Annotated in this window: 17 protein-coding genes; 4 read left to right on the forward strand and 13 right to left on the reverse strand. The window is 69.4% G+C overall.

Going from position 1 to position 20,613, the window contains the following annotated elements; translation table 11 throughout:
* Nucleotides 1–84: 84 nt before the first annotated feature.
* The 3 genes from ACFC0D_RS32045 to thyX form a co-directional block, all read right to left on the reverse strand.
* Complete coding sequence (locus ACFC0D_RS32045; RefSeq protein ID WP_376443584.1) at nt 85–1,770, reverse strand: ribonuclease J; 1,686 nt, start codon at nt 1,768–1,770, stop codon at nt 85–87.
* Between the two features lie 120 nt (nt 1,771–1,890).
* Nucleotides 1,891–2,790: a 4-hydroxy-tetrahydrodipicolinate synthase gene (dapA, locus tag ACFC0D_RS32050; protein WP_376443587.1), complete on the reverse strand. Its 900-nt coding sequence runs from the start codon at nt 2,788–2,790 to the stop codon at nt 1,891–1,893.
* A gap of 177 nt (nt 2,791–2,967) precedes the next feature.
* Entirely contained in the window at nt 2,968–3,708 is a 741-nt protein-coding gene (thyX, locus tag ACFC0D_RS32055) for an FAD-dependent thymidylate synthase (RefSeq protein ID WP_376443591.1), read from the reverse strand.
* A 201-nt stretch (nt 3,709–3,909) separates the two neighbouring features.
* Here thyX and ACFC0D_RS32060 point away from each other — a divergent pair, with 201 nt between their 5' ends.
* Both ACFC0D_RS32060 and ACFC0D_RS32065 read left to right on the forward strand, forming a co-directional pair.
* Nucleotides 3,910–4,149 (forward strand): hypothetical protein, encoded by a 240-nt coding sequence (locus tag ACFC0D_RS32060; RefSeq protein ID WP_376443594.1) that lies wholly within the window; start codon nt 3,910–3,912, stop codon nt 4,147–4,149.
* A gap of 94 nt (nt 4,150–4,243) precedes the next feature.
* Complete coding sequence (locus tag ACFC0D_RS32065) at nt 4,244–4,798, forward strand: hypothetical protein (RefSeq protein WP_376443596.1); 555 nt, start codon at nt 4,244–4,246, stop codon at nt 4,796–4,798.
* A 13-nt stretch (nt 4,799–4,811) separates the two neighbouring features.
* Here the strand turns inward: ACFC0D_RS32065 and ACFC0D_RS32070 are convergent, their stop codons facing one another.
* The 6 genes from ACFC0D_RS32070 to eccD form a co-directional block, all read right to left on the reverse strand.
* Nucleotides 4,812–5,264, reverse strand: a complete 453-nt coding sequence (locus ACFC0D_RS32070; protein ID WP_376443599.1) for a hypothetical protein — start codon at nt 5,262–5,264, stop codon at nt 4,812–4,814.
* Between the two features lie 5 nt (nt 5,265–5,269).
* Complete coding sequence (gene dapB / locus ACFC0D_RS32075; protein ID WP_376443601.1) at nt 5,270–6,022, reverse strand: 4-hydroxy-tetrahydrodipicolinate reductase; 753 nt, start codon at nt 6,020–6,022, stop codon at nt 5,270–5,272.
* Between the two features lie 17 nt (nt 6,023–6,039).
* Nucleotides 6,040–7,419 carry a M16 family metallopeptidase gene (locus ACFC0D_RS32080; RefSeq protein ID WP_376443604.1) on the reverse strand — a complete coding sequence of 460 codons (1,380 nt, stop codon included), beginning with the start codon at nt 7,417–7,419 and terminating at the stop codon, nt 6,040–6,042.
* On the reverse strand, nt 7,416–9,638 hold the full coding sequence (locus ACFC0D_RS32085; RefSeq protein WP_376443607.1) for a polyribonucleotide nucleotidyltransferase: 2,223 nt from the start codon (nt 9,636–9,638) through the stop codon (nt 7,416–7,418). The genes ACFC0D_RS32080 and ACFC0D_RS32085 overlap by 4 nt, the downstream gene beginning before the upstream one ends.
* A gap of 280 nt (nt 9,639–9,918) precedes the next feature.
* Nucleotides 9,919–10,209, reverse strand: coding sequence for a 30S ribosomal protein S15 (gene rpsO / locus ACFC0D_RS32090; RefSeq protein ID WP_147979976.1), 291 nt, complete (start codon nt 10,207–10,209; stop codon nt 9,919–9,921).
* A 168-nt stretch (nt 10,210–10,377) separates the two neighbouring features.
* Complete coding sequence (eccD, locus tag ACFC0D_RS32095) at nt 10,378–11,853, reverse strand: type VII secretion integral membrane protein EccD (RefSeq protein WP_376443611.1); 1,476 nt, start codon at nt 11,851–11,853, stop codon at nt 10,378–10,380.
* A gap of 173 nt (nt 11,854–12,026) precedes the next feature.
* On the opposite strand from eccD, the gene eccCa reads away from it, so the two are divergent.
* Nucleotides 12,027–15,983, forward strand: coding sequence for a type VII secretion protein EccCa (eccCa, locus tag ACFC0D_RS32100; RefSeq protein WP_376443614.1), 3,957 nt, complete (start codon nt 12,027–12,029; stop codon nt 15,981–15,983).
* A gap of 431 nt (nt 15,984–16,414) precedes the next feature.
* On the forward strand, nt 16,415–16,660 hold the full coding sequence (locus ACFC0D_RS32105) for a DUF397 domain-containing protein (RefSeq protein WP_376443616.1): 246 nt from the start codon (nt 16,415–16,417) through the stop codon (nt 16,658–16,660).
* A 70-nt stretch (nt 16,661–16,730) separates the two neighbouring features.
* On the opposite strand, the gene ACFC0D_RS32110 is transcribed toward ACFC0D_RS32105, so the two are convergent.
* The 4 genes from ACFC0D_RS32110 to eccB all read right to left on the reverse strand — a co-directional run bounded on the left by ACFC0D_RS32110 (nt 16,731) and on the right by eccB (nt 20,440).
* Nucleotides 16,731–17,024 (reverse strand): WXG100 family type VII secretion target, encoded by a 294-nt coding sequence (locus ACFC0D_RS32110; protein ID WP_376443619.1) that lies wholly within the window; start codon nt 17,022–17,024, stop codon nt 16,731–16,733.
* A 61-nt stretch (nt 17,025–17,085) separates the two neighbouring features.
* The gene (locus ACFC0D_RS32115) at nt 17,086–17,427 is read right to left on the reverse strand and encodes a WXG100 family type VII secretion target (protein WP_376443621.1); all 342 of its coding nucleotides are present in this window, start codon (nt 17,425–17,427) and stop codon (nt 17,086–17,088) included.
* Nucleotides 17,428–17,619: 192 nt separating this feature from the next.
* Nucleotides 17,620–18,741, reverse strand: coding sequence for a type VII secretion-associated serine protease mycosin (gene mycP / locus ACFC0D_RS32120; protein ID WP_376443635.1), 1,122 nt, complete (start codon nt 18,739–18,741; stop codon nt 17,620–17,622).
* Nucleotides 18,742–18,880: 139 nt separating this feature from the next.
* Nucleotides 18,881–20,440: a type VII secretion protein EccB gene (gene eccB / locus ACFC0D_RS32125; RefSeq protein ID WP_376443624.1), complete on the reverse strand. Its 1,560-nt coding sequence runs from the start codon at nt 20,438–20,440 to the stop codon at nt 18,881–18,883.
* Between the last annotated feature and the right edge of the window lie 173 nt (nt 20,441–20,613).

The raw sequence follows: 20,613 nt of genomic DNA on the forward strand, positions 1-20,613 counted from the left end.
GGGGTGCGTTCGTGGGGGGGGGCCCCCCTATCAAAATGGCGGCCCCCCGCTCCGGGTTGACGCTGGTCAGGCAGCGCGGGCTGCTCAGACCTCCACGACGACCGGAAGGATCATCGGACGCCGGCGGTACGTGTCCGAGACCCACTTGCCGACCGAACGACGGATCAGCTGCTGCAGCTGGTGGGGCTCGACCACACCGTCCTGGGCCGACTTGTTCAGGGCCTGCTCGACCTTCGGGATGACGGCGTCGAACGCCGAGTCCTCGATGCCGGAGCCACGGGCGTGGATGTTCGGGCCGCTCACGATCTTGCCGGTCGAAGAGTCCACGACCACGAAGACCGAGATGATGCCCTCGTCGCCCAGGATCCGGCGGTCCTTCAGGTGGGTCTCGGTGACATCGCCGACCGAGAGACCGTCGACGTACACATAGCCGGCCTGGACCTTGCCGACGATCCGCGCCTTGCCGTCGACCAGGTCGACGACGACGCCGTCCTCGGCGATGACGATGTGGTCCTTGGGGACACCCGTCATCGCGCCGAGCTCGGCGTTGGCGCGCAGGTGACGCCATTCGCCGTGGACCGGCATCAGGTTCTTCGGCTTGCAGATGTTGTAGAAGTACAGCAGCTCGCCGGCCGAGGCGTGGCCCGAGACGTGGACCTTGGCGTTGCCCTTGTGGATGACGTTGGCACCCCAGCGGGTCAGGCCGTTGATCACGCGGTACACCGCGTTCTCGTTGCCCGGGATCAGCGAGGACGCCAGGATCACGGTGTCGCCCTGGACGATCCGGATCTGGTGGTCGCGGTTGGCCATCCGGGACAGCGCGGCCATGGGCTCGCCCTGGGAACCCGTGCAGACCAGCACGACCTCGTCGTCCGGCAGGTCGTCGAGGGTCTTCACGTCGACGACCAGGCCGGCCGGGACGCGGAGGTAGCCCAGATCGCGGGCGATGCCCATGTTGCGGACCATCGAGCGGCCGACGAAGGCCACACGGCGGCCGTACTCGTGGGCGGCGTCGAGGATCTGCTGGATGCGGTGGACGTGGCTGGCGAAGCTCGCCACGATGATCCGCTTCTGGGCATTCGCGAAGACGTTCCGCAGGACGTTGGAGATGTCCTTCTCCGGCGGGACGAAGCCGGGGACCTCGGCATTCGTCGAGTCGGACAGCAGGAGGTCGATGCCCTCCTCGCTGAGCCGCGCGAACGCGTGCAGGTCGGTGAGCCGACCGTCCATCGGGAGCTGGTCCATCTTGAAGTCGCCGGTGGCGACGGCCATGCCCGCGGGGGTGCGGATGGCGACCGCGAGCGCGTCCGGGATGGAGTGGTTGACCGCGATGAACTCGCAGTCGAAGGGGCCCAGGTTCTCCCGGTCGCCTTCCTTCACCTCGAGGGTGTAGGGACGGATCCGGTGCTCCTGCAGCTTTGCCTCGATCAGGGCGAGGGTCAGCTTGGAGCCGATGAGTGGGATGTCCGGCTTGAGCCGGAGGAGGTACGGGACGGCGCCGATGTGGTCCTCATGGCCGTGCGTCAGCACGATGCCCTCGACCTCGTCGAGGCGGTCCTTGATGATGGTGAAGTCGGGCAGGATCAGGTCGATGCCCGGCTGCTCCTCCTCGGGGAAGAGGACGCCGCAGTCGACGATCAGCAGCCGGCCTTCGAACTCGAAGACCGTCATGTTCCGGCCGATCTCACCGAGCCCGCCGAGCGGGGTGACGCGCAGGCCACCCTTGGGCAGCTTCGGCGGGGCGCCGAGTTCAGGATGCGGATGACTCAAAAGACTCTCCTCACCACACGCGCCACGTACCGCTTGGGCACGTGGCGCGCATGACATTCGTGCACTTGCTGTTGTCAGTCGATCGTTCACCGATCGGATATTCAGTTATGAAGTCTGTTGTCAGATCTGTACCCCGCCGGCGGCGAGATCGAGCTTGAGCTGGGCGGTTTCCTCCGAGGAGAGCTCCACGAGGGGCAGGCGCAGCGGGCCGGCCGGGAGTCCCTGGAGGGCGAGGGCGGCCTTGGTGGTCATGACGCCCTGTGTGCGGAACATGCCCGTGTAGATCGGCAGGAGCCGCTGGTGGATCTCGGTGGCCTTCTGGACCTCGCCGTTCAGGTGGGCGTCCAGGAGTGCGCGCAGCTCGGGGGTCACGACGTGGCCGACGACGGAGACGAAGCCGCAGGCGCCCACGGAGAGCAGCGGCAGGTTCAGCATGTCGTCGCCGGAGTACCAGGCGAGGCCGGATCGGGCGATGGCCCAGCTGGCACGTCCGAGGTCGCCCTTGGCGTCCTTGTTCGCGACGATCCGGGGGTGCTCGGCGAGGCGGACGATCGTCTCGGTGTCGATCGGGACGCCGCTGCGGCCGGGGATGTCGTAGAGCATCACCGGGAGCTCGGTGGCGTCGGCGATGGCCGAGAAGTGCCGGTACAGGCCCTCTTGCGGGGGCTTGTTGTAGTACGGCGTGACGGCGAGCAGGCCGTGCGCGCCGTCTCGCTCGGCGGTGCGGGCGAGCTCGATCGAGTGGTGGGTGTCGTTGGTGCCGATACCGGCGATGACATGGGCGCGGTCTCCGACCGCGTCCAGTACGGCTCGTACCAGCTCCGATTTCTCCGCGTCGCTGGTGGTCGGGGACTCGCCGGTGGTGCCGTTGATGACGAGGCCGTCGTTGCCTGCGTCCACCAGATGGGCGGCGAGTCGCTGGGCACCGTCGAGGTCGAGTGCGCCGTCAGCCGTGAAGGGCGTGACCATGGCGGTGAGGACCCGCCCGAAGGGGGTCTGCGGAGTGGAGATCGGAGCCATGGGTAACACGCTACTCGCTGCTCAGCGCCCGGTGCCCCCTCGGGGGACGTGTGAAAGGAGCCCGGCACTGCCTGCTCGGGGGTTCAAGCAGTGCCGGGTCCGTTTGATCAGCCTAGATGAACTTCGTGAAACGTCGCAATACGGACACTTCGCGTGACTGGATCGTACATCTGTGCTTTAAGGGGCCACACGGCCGTTCTTGTTGAACGCGGCATAGGTCAGCGGCATGAGCTGCGCCCAGTGCTGCTCCATCTTCTCGCCGACCATCTCGATCTCCCGCTGCGGGAAGGACGGCACCTTGGCCAGCTCGTGCTGAGTGCGCAGGCCGAGGAAGTGCATCAGCGAGCGTGCGTTGCACGTGGCGTACATCGAGGAGAAGAGGCCGACGGGCAGGACCGCGCGGGCGACCTCGCGGGCGACTCCGGCGGCGAGCATCTCCTGGTAGGCCGCGTACGCCTGGATGTACGAGTCCTCCATGACGCGGCCGGTGAGCTCCTGCTGGGCCTCGCTGCCCTCGACGAAGACGTACTTGCCCGGGCGGCCCTCCTGGACCAGCTTCCGGGAGGCGTCGGGAACGTAGAAGACCGGCTCCAGCTCCCTGTAGCGACCCGATTCCTCGTTGTACGACCATCCGACGCGGTGGCGCATGAACTCGCGGAACACGAAGATCGGGGCGCTGATGAAGAACGTCATCGAGTTGTGCTCGAAGGGGCTGCCGTGCCGGTCCCGCATCAGGTAGTTGATGAGCCCCTTGGACCGCTCGGGGTCCTTCTGCAGCTCGTCGAGCGACTGCTCCCCCGCCGTGGAGACGCGAGCCGCCCACAGCACGTCCGAGTCGGCGGCGCTGTGCTTCACCAGCTCGACGGTCACATCGCTGCGGAAGCTGGGCTTGAGGTCTGCTGCGGGGGTGTCGGTCACCGGCGGGGTCCTTCCAAAGTGCGTCGCTCGGGCGGCGCCCACTCTACGGGGAGCTACTGACAGCGGAGTCCGTCACCTGCTCCCACACCCGCCCGGACCACTTTCTTTGGCCAATTCGGGGAAATCGGGCACCGAATGGTGACTTTGCTCGTCTCTATCTGTGACACCTGACACCACAGAGCTCCAAGGAGAGTGGCCCTCATGTTTGGCCGGCGAGAAGCTGTCCCGTTCGCGTTCGTCGCAGATGCCGACCGCTTCCGCAGTAACGTCACTCCGCCGCCAAGGGAGCGCCTCAGCGTCTCCGAGGTCGCGGGCCGTACGCTTGTCGGGCTGACCGTCGTGGCCGGTCTCGTCGGATCGCTGCTCTTCGGAATCCCGTCGATGCAGTCGGGTGCGGCCGAGGGCCACCGGCAGCAGTCCGAGGCTTCCGACAGCCGTTGAGCAGTACGGCCCCCTGGGGTGGCCCGGTCGAGACCACCTGGGTAGCCTCACCGGGCACAGCCCCTTCGAGCGTGCTTGTGAGTGAGGATCAGTCGTGCCCCTGCCTTTTCTGACGGCCGACCGCGCTTTTGACGCGACCGACGACGTCGCGCTGCCGTACGACGACCACGACGAGTGGCGTCGTCCCTACCGGCCAGGACCCTGGCGGGTGGGGGCGGCCGCGCTCGCGCTGCTGCTCGCGTCGTTCGTGCTCTTCGCCGCGGTGATCATCGCCGCGGCCGCGGCCCCGGGTGGTGCCCTCGCGACCTTCGGGCTCGCCGCGGCGATCATCGTCTGTGCACTGCGGGCGCTGCGCGTGGGCACCTGGGTCAGCCGTCATGGCGTGCGCCGGGTCGGGTTCTTCTCGACGGCGACCGTGGCGTGGCCTCAGGTGTCGGAACTGCGCACGGTGCAGCAGCCCGTGCGGTGGCTGGGGTTGCCCCGCACGGTGCAGGGCCAGGCGCTGACTCTCGTACGGCAGGGTGGTGAGCAGATCACGCTGCTCACCGACCACAACGCCGACTTCCTCTCCCGCATCGAGGCCTTCGACCGCGCGGCCGACACGGTCGAGGCGTGGAACGCCGAGTACGGCGCCCACGCCTCGCGTTGAGCTGACCGACCCGCTACGCGTTGACCGTGCGGCCCTCGTGGAGGGCGATCGCCCGCTGCATCGCCTTGCGGGCGCGCGGGGTGTCGCGGGCGTCGTGATAGGCGACCGCGAGCCGGAACCAGCAACGCCAGTCGTCCGGGGAGTCCTCGGTCTCGGCACGCCGCTTCGCGAAGACCTCGTCGGCCGAGTCCCGGTCGATCCGGCCGCCGGCCGTGCGCTTCAACTCGTCCACGGGCAGGCCGTCTTCGGCCTCCAGCTCGCGGGCGAGCAGCTGCGCGTTCCGTGCGAAGGCGGTGTTCTTCCAGAGGAACCAGCCGCCCACGAAGGGCAGCAGGAACGCGACCGCGCCCATGCCCATGGCGGCCGGTTCGCCGGTCAGCAGAAGCAGGACGCCCTCCATCGCGACCACGCCGAAGACGAGGACGAGGACGGTGGCGAGGAAGACGTACGTGATCTTTCCACCCATGGCCGTCAGCCCAGGTCCAGGAAGTGCTCCAGGCCGAAGGTGAGGCCGGGAGTGGTGACCACGCGGCGGGCGCCCAGGAGGATGCCCGGCATGAAGCTGGAGTGGTGCAGGGAGTCGTGACGGACGGTCAGGGTCTCGCCCTCACCGCCGAGCAGCACCTCCTGGTGGGCCAGCAGGCCCCGGAGGCGTACGGCGTGCACAGGAACGCCGTCGACGTCGGCGCCACGCGCCCCGTCCAGGGCGGTCGCCGTGGCGTCCGGCTGGGCGCCGAGGCCGGCCTCGGCGCGGGCCGCGGCGATCAGCTGGGCGGTACGGGTGGCGGTGCCGCTGGGGGCGTCGACCTTGTTGGGGTGGTGCAGTTCGACGACCTCGACGGACTCGAAGTACGGAGCCGCGATCTGGGCGAACTTCATCGTCAGAACAGCGCCGATGGAGAAGTTCGGGGCGATCAGGACGCCGGTCTCCGGGGAGGCGGCGAGCCAGGTGTTCAGCTGCGCGAGGCGCTCCTCGGTCCAGCCGGTGGTGCCGACGACCGCGTGGATGCCGTGGCTCACGCAGTAGTCGAGGTTGTCCATCACCGAGGCCGGGGTGGTCAGTTCGACCGCGACCTGGGCGCCCGCGTCGGCGAGCGTCTCCAGCTTGTCGCCGCGGCCGAGCGCCGCGACCAGTTCCATGTCCTCGGCGGCCTCGACGGCCCGTACCGCCTCGGAGCCGATGCGGCCCTGGGCTCCGAGGACCGCCACGCGCAGCTTGCTCATTGCTCTCTGAACTCTCTCTAGGAGACGGATTCGTGCAGGCGTGCCGCCTGCTTGTCCTTCAGCGGCCCTATGACGGACAGCGAGGGGCGCTGTCCGAGCACATCACGGGCGACCTCGCGGACCTCGTCCGGGGTGACCGAGGCGATCCGGGCGAGCATGTCGTCGACGGACATCTGGGTTCCCCAGCACAGCTCGCTCTTGCCGATGCGGTTCATCAGCGCGCCGGTGTCCTCCAGGCCGAGGACGGTCGAGCCGGAGAGCTGGCCGATGGCGCGGGTGATCTCGTCGTCGGTCAGTCCGTCGGAGGCGACCTTGTCGAGCTCGTCCCGGCAGATCTTCAGCACGTCGTGGACCTGGTTGGGGCGGCAGCCCGCGTACACGCCGAAGAGGCCGCAGTCGGCGAAGCCCGAGGTGTACGAGTACACGCTGTAGGCCAGGCCGCGCTTCTCGCGGACCTCCTGGAAGAGACGGGAGGACATCCCGCCGCCGAGTGCCGTGTTCAGCACGCCGAGCGCCCAGCGGCGCTCGTCGGTGCGGGCCAGACCCGGCATGCCGAGGACGACGTGCGCCTGCTCGGTCTTGCGGCCCAGGACCTCGACGCGGCCCGCGGTGCGGATCGTGCGTCGGCCGTCGCGCGGGGCGACCGGGCGGGCGTCCGTACGGGAGAGGGCGCCGGCCTTCTCGAAGGCGCGGCGGACCTGGCGTACGACCGTGGCGTGGTCGATGTTGCCCGCGGCGGCGACGACCAGATGGGTCGGGTCGTAGTGCTTCTTGTAGAAGCGGGCGATCCGGCCGCGGTCGAGGGCGTTGATGGTGTCGACAGTGCCGAGGACCGGGCGGCCCAGCGGGGTGTCGCCGAACATGGTCTGCGCGAACAGGTCGTGCACGACGTCGCCCGGGTCGTCCTCGGTCATCGCGATCTCCTCGAGGATGACGCCGCGCTCGGCGTCCACGTCCTCTTCGAGGATCAGCGAGCCGGTCAGCATGTCGCAGACCACGTCGATCGCGAGCGGCAGGTCGGTGTCGAGGACACGCGCGTAGTAGCAGGTGTACTCCTTCGCCGTGAAGGCGTTCATCTCGCCGCCGACCGCGTCGAGCGCGGCGGAGATGTCGAGGGCACTGCGTCGCGCGGTGCCCTTGAAGAGGAGGTGCTCCAGATAGTGCGTGGCACCGTTGAGCGTGGGCGTCTCGTCGCGGGAGCCGACGTTCGCCCAGATGCCGAAGGTGGCGGAGCGCACGGAGGGCAGCGTCTCGGTGACGATCCGCAGGCCGCCGGGGAGGGTGGTGCGGCGGACCGTGCCGATGCCGTCCTTGCCCGGGAGAAGCGTTTGGGTACGGGCGACGGCCCGCCCCTCCGAAGAGGGGCGGGCCGTCACACGGGAACTACGGGACGTCACTGGTCGGTGTCGTCCTTCTTGTCCTCGGCAGCGTTCTCTTCGTCCGCCATGACGGGGACGAGGGAGAGCTTGCCGCGCTGGTCGATCTCGGCGATCTCGACCTGGACCTTGGCGCCGACCGCGAGCACGTCCTCGACGTTCTCCACGCGCTTGCCACCGGCGAGCTTGCGGATCTGCGAGATGTGCAGCAGACCGTCCTTGCCGGGCATGAGGGAGACGAAGGCACCGAAGGTGGTGGTCTTGACGACCGTACCCAGGTAGCGCTCGCCGACCTCCGGCATGGTCGGGTTGGCGATGCCGTTGATCGTGGCGCGGGCGGCCTCGGCCTGCGAGCCCTGGGCGGCACCGATGTAGATGGTGCCGTCGTCCTCGATCGTGATGTCGGCGCCGGTGTCCTCCTGGATCTGGTTGATCATCTTGCCCTTGGGGCCGATGACCTCACCGATCTTGTCCACCGGGATCTTGACGGTGATGATGCGCGGCGCGTTCGGGGACATCTCGTCCGGAACGTCGATCGCCTCGTTCATCACGTCGAGGATGTGCAGACGCGCGTCACGGGCCTGCTTCAGCGCGGCGGCCAGGACCGAGGCGGGGATGCCGTCGAGCTTGGTGTCGAGCTGGAGCGCGGTGACGAAGGTCTTCGTACCGGCGACCTTGAAGTCCATGTCGCCGAAGGCGTCCTCCGCACCGAGGATGTCGGTGAGGGCGACGTAGTGGGTCTTGCCGTCGATCTCCTCGGAGATCAGACCCATGGCGATACCGGCGACGGGGGCCTTGAGCGGCACACCGGCGTTCAGCAGCGACATGGTGGAGGCGCAGACCGAGCCCATGGACGTCGAGCCGTTGGAGCCGAGAGCCTCGGACACCTGGCGGATCGCGTAGGGGAACTCCTCGCGCGTCGGCAGCACCGGCACGATGGCGCGCTCGGCGAGCGCTCCGTGGCCGATCTCGCGGCGCTTGGGCGAGCCCACGCGGCCGGTCTCACCGACGGAGTACGGCGGGAAGTTGTAGTTGTGCATGTAGCGCTTGCGGGTCACCGGGGAGAGGGTGTCCAGCTGCTGCTCCATACGGAGCATGTTGAGGGTGGTGACGCCCAGGATCTGGGTCTCGCCACGCTCGAAGAGCGCCGAGCCGTGCACGCGCGGGATGGCCTCGACCTCGGCGGCGAGCGTACGGATGTCCGTGATGCCGCGGCCGTCGATGCGGACCTTGTCCTTGATGATCCGCTCGCGGACCAGCTTCTTGGTCAGCGCGCGGTAGGCGCCGGAGATCTCCTTCTCGCGACCCTCGAAGGCCGGGAGGAGCTTCTCGGCGGCGAGCTCCTTGACGCGGTCGAGCTCGGCCTCGCGCTCCTGCTTGCCGGCGATGGTGAGCGCCTGGGCGAGCTCGCTCTTGACCGCGGCGGTGAGCGCCTCCAGGACGTCGTCCTGGTAGTCGAGGTAGACCGGGAACTCGCCGGTGGGCTTGGCGGCCTTGGCGGCGAGGTCCGACTGGGCCTTGCAGAGGACCTTGATGAAGGGCTTCGCGGCCTCGAGACCGGCGGCGACGACCTCCTCGGTCGGCGCCTCGGCGCCGCCCTTGACGAGCTCGATCGTCTTCTCGGTGGCCTCGGCCTCGACCATCATGATCGCGACGTCGCCGTCCTCCAGGACGCGACCGGCGACGACCATGTCGAAGACGGCGTCCTCGAGCTCGGTGTGCGTCGGGAACGCGACCCACTGGCCCTTGATCAGCGCGACACGGGTGCCGCCGATCGGGCCGGAGAAGGGCAGGCCGGCCAGCTGCGTGGAGCAGGAGGCGGCGTTGATGGCGACCACGTCGTAGAGGTGGTCGGGGTTGAGCGCCATGATCGTCTCGACGATCTGGATCTCGTTGCGCAGGCCCTTCTTGAAGGAGGGGCGCAGCGGCCGGTCGATCAGGCGACAGGTGAGGATCGCGTCCTCGGAGGGGCGGCCTTCCCGGCGGAAGAAGGAGCCGGGGATCTTGCCGGCCGCGTACATCCGCTCCTCGACGTCCACCGTCAGGGGGAAGAAGTCGAGCTGGTCCTTGGGCTTCTTGGACGCGGTGGTGGCCGAAAGGACCATCGTGTCGTCGTCCAGGTACGCCACGGCGGAGCCGGCGGCCTGCTTGGCCAGGCGGCCCGTCTCGAAGCGGATGGTGCGGGTGCCGAAGGTGCCGTTGTCGATGACGGCCTCGGCGTAGTGGGTCTCGTTCTCCACTAGCGGTTTCTCCTACGTGTTCGTCTTTTCGTCCGTCGGCCCGTGTGGCCGGGGACGGTGGTGGAGGAGAAGCGCGCCTTCGGGTGCGGGCCGGTCTTCGATCGAAGCACCCGGGGATTGTGGGGTCCGGGGGCCACTACCGAGGACCGGCGGCGTGCCGGCGGCCTCTCGCTCGTGATGTGGCGTTGTCCGACCAGACTAAGTGCCGGTCGGTACATCGCGCACGTACAGCAAAGGGAGCGGCCCCCTAAACGTGGGAACCGCTCCCTTCACGGCGTCCTTACTTGGCGCCGCCGGCCGCACCGCGGCGGATGCCGAGGCGGTCGACCAGGGCACGGAAGCGCTGGATGTCCTTCTTGGCCAGGTACTGCAGCAGGCGGCGACGCTGGCCGACCAGGATCAGCAGACCACGACGGGAGTGGTGGTCGTGCTTGTGCTGCTTGAGGTGCTCGGTGAGGTCCGAGATGCGGCGGGAGAGCATCGCAACCTGAACCTCGGGGGAGCCGGTGTCGCCCTCCTTCTGGCCGAACTCGGCGAAAATCTGCTTCTTCGTAGCGGCGTCGAGAGACACTCGGTACTCCTCTTGGTGTTCGATGCGCCCACGAGTGCCCCTGGTCTCGTTCTCAGGGGAGCTTCCGTGACTCGGAGGCGAAGGACCGATGAGCGCTGCTTCCAGAGAGATCCGGGAGCGCGTACACAGACGGCCGTCACACAGCGTACCAGCTGTCCGGAGTGCCCCTTACTTACTGGTGAGGGAGCGTGCCGCCATGAAGACGTCCAGGACGGCCAGGCAGAGCGGGACGAGGGAGAGCAGGACGAAGCCCTCGGTCAGGTCGAGGAGGCGGCCCCAGAAGGGCGAGAGGCCCTTCCTCGGGATGATCAGGCCGATCGCGGTGACCAGGGCGGCACCCGCGGCGACGGCTGCGGTGAGCCAGATCGTACGGATGTCCAGGCCGCCGCGGTCCCCGTAGATCAGCAGGTCCTTGACCAGGTCGGCCGGCGGGTTCAGGGAGAGGCCGAGGATCAGCAGGGCGATCGCGGCGATACCGGCGACCAGGACGCAGGCGACCTGGGAGGTGTAGCGGAAGAGCCGGGCCCGCAGCAGCATCGCGAGGCCGGAGGCGAGAGCGAGGAGCTGGCCCCAGACGTTCCCGGCGAAGCCGAGGACCGCGGCGGAGCCGACGACGACGGCGGCACAGCCTCCGACGAGGCCGAGGAGCATCTCGTGGCCGCGCCGGGCCTGGAGGGCGATGCGCTCGCCGTCGACGGGCTGGGCCTCGTCGGGGGTCTGGTTCGGGTCGGCGTGGAACTCGTCGTCGGTGGCGCTGCGCGGGGAGGCGTAGCCGATGGGCAGCCGGGCGAAGCGGGCGGAGAGGCCGGGCAGGAAGGCGACCAGGCCGACGGCGACCGGGGCACAGACCGCGGCGGTCTCGGTGGCCGAGGACTCGGAGAGGATCGCCAGGAAGGTGGCGAGGGTGCCGACGGTGGCCAGGAAGGTCGCCGCGACGAAGGGCGCGTCGCCACTGGGGGTGAGCGCGACCAGGGTGACGGAGGCGACCAGCACGGTCACGCAGCCGAGCAGGAACTGCAGCTGACCGGGGCCCTGGCCGGCGTCGGGTCCGACGATGCCCGAGCCTGCGATGAGCAGCAGCGGGAGGGCGCCGAGGCCGAGGGCGACGGCGGTGGCGCGGTCGCCGTAGACCCGGGCCCGCACGCCGGCGAAGGCGGTCAGCAGGACGCCCGCGGCGCCGGCGACGATGCCGGGGAGGCTGTGCATGTCGTGGCGCACGGGATCCGCGAACCAGAGCACGAAGCCCATCAGGACCAGCAACAGAACTCCGCCGACGAGTCCGGCGCCGCGCAGCAGGTCGTCGCTCCACAGGTGCCGGTCACGGGTGACGGCGGAGGCGACGGCGTCGGAGACGTCGTCGAAGACGGCGGGCGGCAGCGACTGCGCGAAGGGGCGCAGCGAGAGGACCTCGCCGTCGAGGACCTGCTGGGCGGCGAGGGTGCGTGCCCCGTCGAGGACCGAGCCGTCGCGCCGGACGAGGTGGTAGCCGGTCGGAGTGCCGGCGGACTGGGTCTGGCCGGTGAGCCGCAGGATCTCCGGATAGACGTCGGCGACGGCGATGTCCTCCGGGAGCGCGACGTCGATACGACTGTCCGGCGCCACGACGGTGACACGGCAGAAGCCGGTCGCTGCGGTCGTACTCACGTGTCTGGACCCCCTGATTCGCGGTTGCGCACAGTGCGCGCGCCACCCTACCGGGGACGGGCACAGGTAGCTGCAAGTAGGATCGCCGTCTCATGGGGGAGGCCGTCGCTCACGGGGGCGCCGGTGCGGAACTCCCGCACGAAGTCCGCCCGTAACGAGGGATTGATGCGCCGGTGAGCCAGATCGTCGTCAAGCGCCCGCCGAGGTCGCTTCCTCCGGAAGTACCCAGTGAGGAACTGGTCCTGGAGTCCCCACCCGAACTGCCGCGCGGGCAGCAGGAGGGCATTCTGATGCAGCTCCTGCCGATGCTCGGCATGGGCTCCTCGGTGGTGTTCTTCTTCATGCCTGGGGCGCATCCGTTCATGCGCATCATGGGCATCCTGATGCTTGTCTCGACCGTCGCGATGGTCATCGCGCAGCTCGTGCGGTTCCGGAAGGGTACGCAGGGGCAAATTGCCGATGTCCGGCGGGACTACCTCAAATACCTCGCGCAGACCCGGCGTACGGTCCGGCGCACCGCGCGCAAGCAGCGCGACGCGCAGCTCTATCTGCACCCCGCCCCCGAGCAGTTGTGGTCGGTGGTGGCCGAGGGCTCGCGGGTGTGGGAACGCCGCGTGGGCGACAAGGACTTCGGGCAGGTACGGATCGGGCTCGGCGCCCAGCAGTTGGCGACGCCCCTGGTCGCGCCGGACACCGCGCCGGTGGACGAGCTGGAGCCGCTCTGCGCGGGTGCGATGCAGCAGTTCCTGGCCGTGCACGGTTCGTTGGACGGGCTGCCGATGGCGGTCTCGATGCGCGCCTTCTACCACGTGACGGTCTCCGGTGAGCCGGAGGCGGCGCAGGCCGCGGCACGCGGCATGGTCTCCCAGCTGGTGACGCTGCACTCCCCCGACGATCTGATGCTGGCCGTGGTCGCGTCCCGGGGTGCGCAGGAGCGCTGGGACTGGACGAAGTGGCTGCCGCACACGCAGGTGGCGGGACAGGTCGACGGCGCGGGCAGCAAGCGGCTGTTCGGCGACGACCTCGGTGAGCTGGAGTCGATGATCCGCTCCCGGCTCGACGGCCGGCCGCGGTTCAGCCGCGACAACCAGCCGGTCCTTGACCAGCCGCATGTCGTGGTGGTCCTCGACGGCGGAATGGTGCCGCCGGACTCGCTGTTCGCGGCGCCCGAGGGGCTGCAGGGCGTGACCATCGTCGAGGTGATCTCCGGTGAACTCGACGAGCCGCGCGGTGGGCTGTCGGTCGTCGTACGGCCCGGGCGGCTTCGTCTGGAGTCGGGCGGCGGTTTCGCCTACGAGGGGCTGCCCGACGGGATCTCGCTTCCGGCCGCCGAGGCGCTGGCGCGGCAGCTCGCGCCGCTGCGGATGGGCGGCGGGGACGACGACGAACCGCTGCTCGCCAACCTGGACTTCACGGATCTGCTGAACCTGGGCGACGCGGCCTCGGTGGACGTGGCGCGGACCTGGCGGCCCCGGTCGGTGGCGGAGCGGCTGCGTGTGCCGATCGGTGTCGGCGAGGACGGCCAGCCGGTCATGCTGGACCTCAAGGAGGCCGCGCAGGAGGGCATGGGCCCGCACGGTCTGTGCGTGGGTGCGACCGGTTCCGGAAAGTCGGAGCTGCTGCGCACGCTCGTCCTCGGTCTCGCGGTGACGCACTCCTCGGAGACGCTGAACTTCGTGCTCGCGGACTTCAAGGGTGGTGCGACCTTCGCGGGCATGTCCCAGATGCCGCACGTAGCTGCCGTGATCACCAACCTCGCCGACGACCTCACGCTCGTGGACCGCATGGGCGACGCGATCCGCGGTGAACTGCAGCGCCGTCAGGAGCTGCTCCGCTCGGCGGGCAACTACGCCAACATCCACGACTACGAGAAGGCGCGGGCGGCCGGTGCTCCGCTGGAGCCGCTGGCCTCGCTGGTCCTGGTCATCGACGAGTTCTCCGAGCTGCTGACGGCGAAGCCGGACTTCATCGACATGTTCATCCAGATCGGCCGTATCGGCCGCTCCCTGGGTGTGCATCTGCTGCTGGCCTCGCAGCGGCTGGAGGAGGGCAAGCTCCGCGGCCTGGACACGTATCTGTCGTACCGGATCGGTCTGCGGACGTTCTCGGCGGCCGAGTCGCGCACGGCGATCGGTGTGCCGGACGCGTACCACCTGCCGTCGGTGCCGGGTTCGGGCTATCTGAAGTTCGGTACGGACGAGATGACCCGGTTCAAGGCGGCGTACGTCTCCGGTACGTACCGCACCGGCGGGCCGCGGCTGACGGCCGGGCAGATGCCGATCGAGCGGCGGCCGGCGGTCTTCACGGCCTCGCCGGTTCCGGTCGTGTACGCGGCGCCCGACCCGGCGTATCTCACGGCCCAGCGCGAGGAGGAGGACGAGGCGCTCGCGGACACCGTCCTCGACGTGATCGTGCGCCGGCTGGAGGGGCAGGGCGTGCCCGCCCACCAGGTGTGGCTGCCGCCGCTGGACCAGGCTCCGTCGCTCGACCAGCTCCTGCCGGGACTGGCGCCGACCGCGGACCGGGGTCTGACGGCGACCGAGTACACCCGTCCCGGCGGTCTGACGGTGCCGCTCGGCCTCATCGACAAGCCCTTCGAGCAGCGGCGCGAGGTGCTGTACCGGGACTTCTCCGGTGCGGCGGGCCACATGATGGTGGTCGGCGGTCCGCAGTCCGGCAAGTCGACGCTGATGCGGACGCTGATCTCGTCGTTCGCGCTGACCCACACCCCTGCCGAAGTGCAGTTCTACGCACTGGACTTCGGTGGTGGCGGCATGGTGTCGCTGGCCGATCTGCCGCATGTCGGCGGAGTCGCGTCCCGGCTGGACCCCGAGCGGGTGCGCCGTACGGTCGCGGAGGTGCTCGGCGTGCTGAACCGGCGCGAGGAGTTCTTCCGTTCGAACTCGATCGACTCGATCTCCACCTACCGGCGCAAGCGCGCCGCGGGTGAACTGCCCGGCGAGGCCTGGGGAGACGTCTTCCTGATCGTCGACGGCTGGGGCGGTTTCCGCAACGAGTACGACGGGTTGGAGCCGGTCGTCTCGGACATCGCGGCGCGCGGTCTGGGCTACGGCATCCACGTGGTCATCACCGCGGCCCGGTACATGGAGGTGCGGGCCGCGCTGAAGGACCAGATGCTGGGGCGTCTGGAGCTGCGGCTCGGCGATGTCATGGACTCCGAGTTCGACCGCAAGGTCGCGGCGAACGTCCCGCCGGGCGTGCCCGGTCGTGGCCAGGTGCCGGAGAAGCTGCACTTCATGGGCGCGCTGCCGCGGATCGACGGGTCGAACTCGGCGGTGGACCTGTCGGAGGGCACGACCGCGTTCGTGCAGGCCGTGAAGAGCAGCTGGGCGGGCGCGCCCGCTCCGGCGGTGCGGCTGCTGCCGCGCCGGCTGCCGGCGGAGCAGCTGCCGAAGGGCTTCGAGTACCCGCAGCACGGCATCGCGATCGGTATCGACGAGACGAACCTGGAGCCGGTGTTCGTCGACTTCGAGACGGACCCGTTCTTCCTGATCTTCGGCGAGAGCGAGACCGGCAAGACGGGCCTGCTGCGGCTGATCGCCAAGCAGCTCTGCGAGCGGTACACCCCGGAGCAGGCGCGGATCGTGGTCGGCGACTACCGGCGAACGATGCTGGAGGCGGTCGCGCCCTCGCACCTGCTCGAGTACGCGCCGATGGCGTCCGCCATGCAGATGCACATGGACGCCATCAACACGGTGATGACGAAGCGGGCGCCGAAGCCCGACATCACCCCGCAGCAGCTGCGGGACCGCAGCTGGTGGACGGGCCCTCAGCTGTACGTCCTGGTGGACGACTTCGAGCTGGTGGCGACGAACTCGGGCAACCCGCTCCAGGTGTTGGTGGAGAACCTGCCGTTCGCGCGGGACGTCGGCATCCGCTTCATCGTGGCGCGCAGCTCGGCGGGCGCGTCGAGGGCGATGTACGAGCCCTTCATGCAGCGCGCCAAGGAGCTGGGCGCCCAGGGCGTCATCCTTTCCGGCGACCCGGGCGAGGGCGACATCCTCGGCAACGTCCGCGCCCGTCCGATGCCCCCCGGCCGCGGCACCTTCGTCTCCCGCAAGCGCGGGACGCCGCTGGTGCAGCTGGGGTGGCTGCCGGAACAGCACTAGGGAGCGGTGGGTTTCGGCGAGCTGTGGGGGCAGGCGCGAGGGAGTCCATGGAGCGTGTGCTCAGGGGCTCGGCGGAAGCGCCGCCTCCCGGCCACCGTGCGCCGGCCCCGCCGCCCCTGACGGGGCCCGTGAGGCGGTTCCCCGGGGCGCTCGCGGCGACGGCCGTATGCCTGCCGGACGAGGGCGCGGACATCGCCGTCCACACGGACGCCGACGGCCGGTTCGTCCCGGTGCTCACCCGTGAACGGGGCGGAGTCGGCCCGGCCGCTCCGCCTCGATCCGGTGCTCGAGCTCAACCCCGTTGGTCGGGTCTCCGTGCGGCTTCCCGTCTCCGGCGTACGGGCCGCAACCGGGCGGCTCGGCCACTAGGCTGATCCACACGCTCGATCACAGCACGAGGCTCGTTCACAGCACAGATAAGGATCGCGCCGATGGCCGACGCCAGTGAGAAGGAACGACAGAAGGAAGAGCTCTACGCGCTCGACATCTCCGACGTCGAGTGGCAGGGCCCTCCCGGGACCTCTCCGGACGAGGAGCGGGTGGAGATCGCCCATCTGCCCGAGGGGGCGGTGGCGATGCGGTCGTCCCTCGACAAGGGCACTGTGCTGCGGTACACGAAGGCCGAGTGGGACGCGTTCGTCCTGGGTGCGCGTGACGGGGAGTTCGATCTCCGCTAGGCGCGGCGCATACGCGTGAGGGGGTGGCCCGTACGGAACGGGCCACCCCCTCACGCTTGTCCACGGGATGTCACATCATCATGCGGAACCGGGCCGCGTTGCCCTTGTCGGTGTCGCGGTAGCCGATCACGGACTCGTCGAGCAGCACCGCGATGCGCTGCAGGTCCTGGTTGATGGCGGCCTGGTCGTTGGTGATGCGGCTCTGGCTCTCCTGGTACGCCTGCTTGGCCTCACCCTCCCAGTTGGAGGCGACGCGGTTGACGTCCCTCATGAGGTCGGAGAGCTTCTGGGAGAGCTGGGAGGCGGTGAGGCGGACGTCGCCGGCCGCCTGCGTCACGGTGTCGTAATTGACGGCAGTCGTCATGTTCTTGGCTCCTGGAGTGAGAGATGCGCGAAGGCGAGAAGGTGTGGACGGGCCGTGAGGCTCAGGCCATGCCGAGGATGGCGCTCTGGCCCTGGCTGGTGTCGTCCATCTTCCGGAAGCCGCGGATGCGCTCCTCCTCCTCGGCCGTGAAGCCGTCGGCGCTCATCCGCATGAACTCCTCGAGCTTGATGAGCTCGACGCGCATGTTCTTCAGGCGCAGGTTCAGGTCGCCCTGCACCCGGTCGAATTCCTTCTGTGCCGCGCCCTGCCATCCGGCCTGGATGCGGTCCACCACGCCGTTGAGCGAGGTGATGCGGGCCTGGATCTCGTCGTGGAAGTCCTGGATCCGGCCGGCCAGCTTGGTCTGTTCGGCACTGGTTACGTTCAGGTTTGGATTCGACATCTTGCCCCTTCTTCCTTCGGTGGCTCTCGACGGTCCCTGCCGTCGGGCCTTCCGGTCGTGATATGGACGGGAATCTCTTGATGCCGCCCCCGTGCAGGGTCACTTCACTGCCGTGCCCCCGACAGTCACTCTAGCCATTTGGTACGACAGTTCCAACTGCAAAGGGCCGAACTGGTACATGACTGTTTCGACTCATCGGGCGACCCCCTGGCGCCGCCGCCCGTCACGGATCACGATGGCCGTACCGGCGACCACGGCCACCAGCACACCACCGATCCCCAGCGCGTACGTGGCGAGTCGTTCGGTGCGCTCCTGAGGCGTCTCCGTGACCGCCAGATGGGCCGCTTCGGGCGCCGGCGGCTTCGGCGGCCCGGGGTCCTCGGTGGGCGCCATCGGCTGCGGTTCCGGCCCATCGGCGAGCGCCCTGACCGGGTCGACGACGCCCCAACCGACGTGGTTGTCCCGACCGTTGACGGACCGTACGGCGGTCTGCTCGATGCGGGCCACGACCTGGGCGGGCTTCCAGTCCGGGTGCTTCGCCCGCAGGAGGGCGGCGACGCCGGAGACGTACGGGGCGGAGAAGCTGGTGCCGTTGTCGACGCACTGGCCGCCGCCGGGGACGGTGGAGACCATGTCGACGCCGGGGGCCGCGACGCCCACCATGGTCCCGGACTGGGAGAACGGGGCCCGTTCGTTGTTGCGGTCGGAGGAGGCGACGGCGAGCACCCCGGGGAAGGCCGCGGGGTAGGTGAACTTGAGTTTGCCGTCCATGCCGTCGTTGCCCGCGGAGGCGACGACGACGACGTTCTTCTCCAGAGCCCGGGCCACCGCCTTGGCCATCGCGGAGTCCGGGCTCTGGATCTGCGCGGTGTCCTGCGAGATGTTGATGACATGGGCGCCCTTGGCGACGGCGTGGTCGATCGCCAGCGCCATCGTGTCGGACTTGCCGCTGTTCTTCTCGTCGTTCTGCCGGATCGGGATGATCGTGGCCTCGGGGGCGAGCCCGACGAAGCCGGTGCCGGAGCGGGGTCGGGCGGCGACGATGCCGGCGACCTTGGTGCCGTGGCCGACCTCGTCCACCGTGCCGTCGGTCTTGCCGCGCTGCTCGTCCCCGGGGCCCGGGTTGTCCTTGTCGGGCTTCAGGTAGTCCTTGCCCGCCTTGGCGTCGACCGCCGTCTTCAGCTGCGGGTTGACGTCGTCGACTCCGGTGTCGATGACGGCGACGCGGATGCCCTTGCCCTTGGTGTCCTGCCAGAGCTCGTCGAGCAGCACCCGCTGGAGCGACCAGGGGATGCCCTCGATCTGCTTCTTCATCGGGAAGGTGCACTCGCCGCTGCCGTCGAGGCGGACGTCGTGCGGCTCCGCCGCGACCGCGGGCGTCGCGGCGAGGATCCCCGTGAGGGCCGTGGCGGTGAGCAGGGCCGCCGTTCGGTACGTTACCACTGCCACCTCCTTACGAACCCTGCGGCTGACGCGCGCTGTTGGTGTCGAGCCTCGGCCCCTTGGAAAGGAACTCCGACCACGTGATCGGCACGAGGAGCGGGGTGACCTTCTCGTAGCCGAGACGAGTCTGTGCCTCGCTCGGTTCCGGGCGGCCGTCGGTCTGCTTGCCGTCCTGGTCCCCGGCGCCGATGTCGGAGTGGGCCGCGTCGCTGTCGCCGTTGGCCTGCACGGCGTAGCGCAGGCCGGTGTCGGTGACGAGGAAGAGCGAGCCGTCGGGCTTGCTCTGGTTGCCCTGGATCTGGGTGTAGAGCAGGCCGCTGCCCGGGGTGACGTACGTGCTGGTGCCGCCGGCGGTGATCTCGGCGGGGTACTGCGTACCGGCCCAGGTGGTCAGCGTCGTACGGCCCTTGTCGTCGACCTGGTTGAGCACGCTGCACAGGGTGTCCCGGGCGCCCGCGCCGGCGACCGTGTTGACCTGCTCGGACTTGCGGGTCGGCCACCGGTACTGCGCGCCGAAGGTGACGGAGTCCGGGGTGAACGAGGCCGCGTCGACGGTGGTCGCCTTGCCGTCCATGTCGAGGGCGTCGGTCTGCGGCGAGTTGATGAGCAGCCAGGCGGTGAACTCCGAGACCGGCTGGACCTTTCCGGGCAGGACCACGTAGTGCTGCGGCCCGGAACCGGTCTGGCCCAGCAGCACCATGCCGACCCGGTCCTCGGTCTGGCTGAGGTTGCCGCCGCCGATGCCGGCCGGGTCGCCGACCTTGCCGGGGATCTGCGGGAACTCGATGGGGCTGCCGGTGTGCAGGGTGGCCAGCCAGTCGTCCGTGACCTGCTGGGGCTCCTTGTTGAGGCCGACGAGCGCCGTGGTCAGACCGGCGGACTCGGCCGGGTCGCCGGGCACCCGGTACTTCGTACCCCGGTGGTCGATGAGGTAGCGGGCCCTGTCCTTCTGCCCCTGGACGTACATCATCTGCCCGTCCTTGAGCTGCCCGCTGCCCTCGGTGCGGTTGAAGTCCCGCTGGGCGAAGACGAACGTGGCCTTCTGGACGCTGGATCCCTTGCCGCCGCCGGGCTGTTCGCACACGGCCCAGCGCTTGGCCTTGCCCGCCTCGTCCGCGTTGGGGAGCCGGTCGGGGGCGTACGGGATGCCGAGGATCGGGCCGCGCGGCGGTTTGCCCGCGTCGAGCAGCTTGTCGTCGACCTGGATGACCGCGAACTCCTGCGGTGTGAGCAGGAGCCGCGCCGATGCCAGGTTGAGGACCGGGTGGAGCAGGGTCTTCTTGTCCTTGCCCTTGCCGGTGGAGAGCACGACGTACCGGGTGGTCGACTGCTTGCCGACGATCACCTTGCTGCCGGGCTTGTCCCAACCCTTGGGGGCCTTGGGGCTGAACATGCCCCAGGCGCCGAACCCGGCGAGCACCACCGCGCCCACGATCAGGCCGGGGACGATCGCCCGCAACGGCCTCGGCGCTCCCTCCTCCGTGCCCGAGGGCGAAGGTTGGAGGAATGCGGCCACCGTGCGCTTCTTCGCAAAGGTGTACGCGTTGAGCTCATCCCGCCGTGATGCCATGAGTCCCCATTTTCGTCAGGCGCAGTCTTCACCGACGAGACCGGGGGGCATGGCACCCGGGCTCCGGCTGTCGGACCGGCCCCCTACTATGCCTGCTGTCCGGTGGTGCTTGTGGGGCGGGTAGGGTGAACCAGCCGCCAAAGCCCTGGCGGGCCAGGGTGATCGGGACGAAT

Origin of the sequence: Streptomyces sp. NPDC056222, from assembly GCF_042264065.1 — a bacterium.
GTDB lineage: Bacteria > Actinomycetota > Actinomycetes > Streptomycetales > Streptomycetaceae > Streptomyces.

Excerpts from the sequence above, each read along its gene's own strand:
- ACFC0D_RS32105 (WP_376443616.1), top strand. The coding sequence starts at position 16,415 with ATGGCCGACGCCAGTGAGAAGGAACGACAGAAGGAAGAGCTCTACGCG.
- ACFC0D_RS32115 (WP_376443621.1), bottom strand. The coding sequence starts at position 17,427 with ATGTCGAATCCAAACCTGAACGTAACCAGTGCCGAACAGACCAAGCTG.
- ACFC0D_RS32110 (WP_376443619.1), bottom strand. The coding sequence starts at position 17,024 with ATGACGACTGCCGTCAATTACGACACCGTGACGCAGGCGGCCGGCGAC.
- dapA (WP_376443587.1), bottom strand. The coding sequence starts at position 2,790 with ATGGCTCCGATCTCCACTCCGCAGACCCCCTTCGGGCGGGTCCTCACC.
- ACFC0D_RS32060 (WP_376443594.1), top strand. The coding sequence starts at position 3,910 with ATGTTTGGCCGGCGAGAAGCTGTCCCGTTCGCGTTCGTCGCAGATGCC.
- ACFC0D_RS32070 (WP_376443599.1), bottom strand. The coding sequence starts at position 5,264 with ATGGGTGGAAAGATCACGTACGTCTTCCTCGCCACCGTCCTCGTCCTC.
- mycP (WP_376443635.1), bottom strand. The coding sequence starts at position 18,741 with ATGAAGAAGCAGATCGAGGGCATCCCCTGGTCGCTCCAGCGGGTGCTG.
- eccB (WP_376443624.1), bottom strand. The coding sequence starts at position 20,440 with ATGGCATCACGGCGGGATGAGCTCAACGCGTACACCTTTGCGAAGAAG.
- dapB (WP_376443601.1), bottom strand. The coding sequence starts at position 6,022 with ATGAGCAAGCTGCGCGTGGCGGTCCTCGGAGCCCAGGGCCGCATCGGC.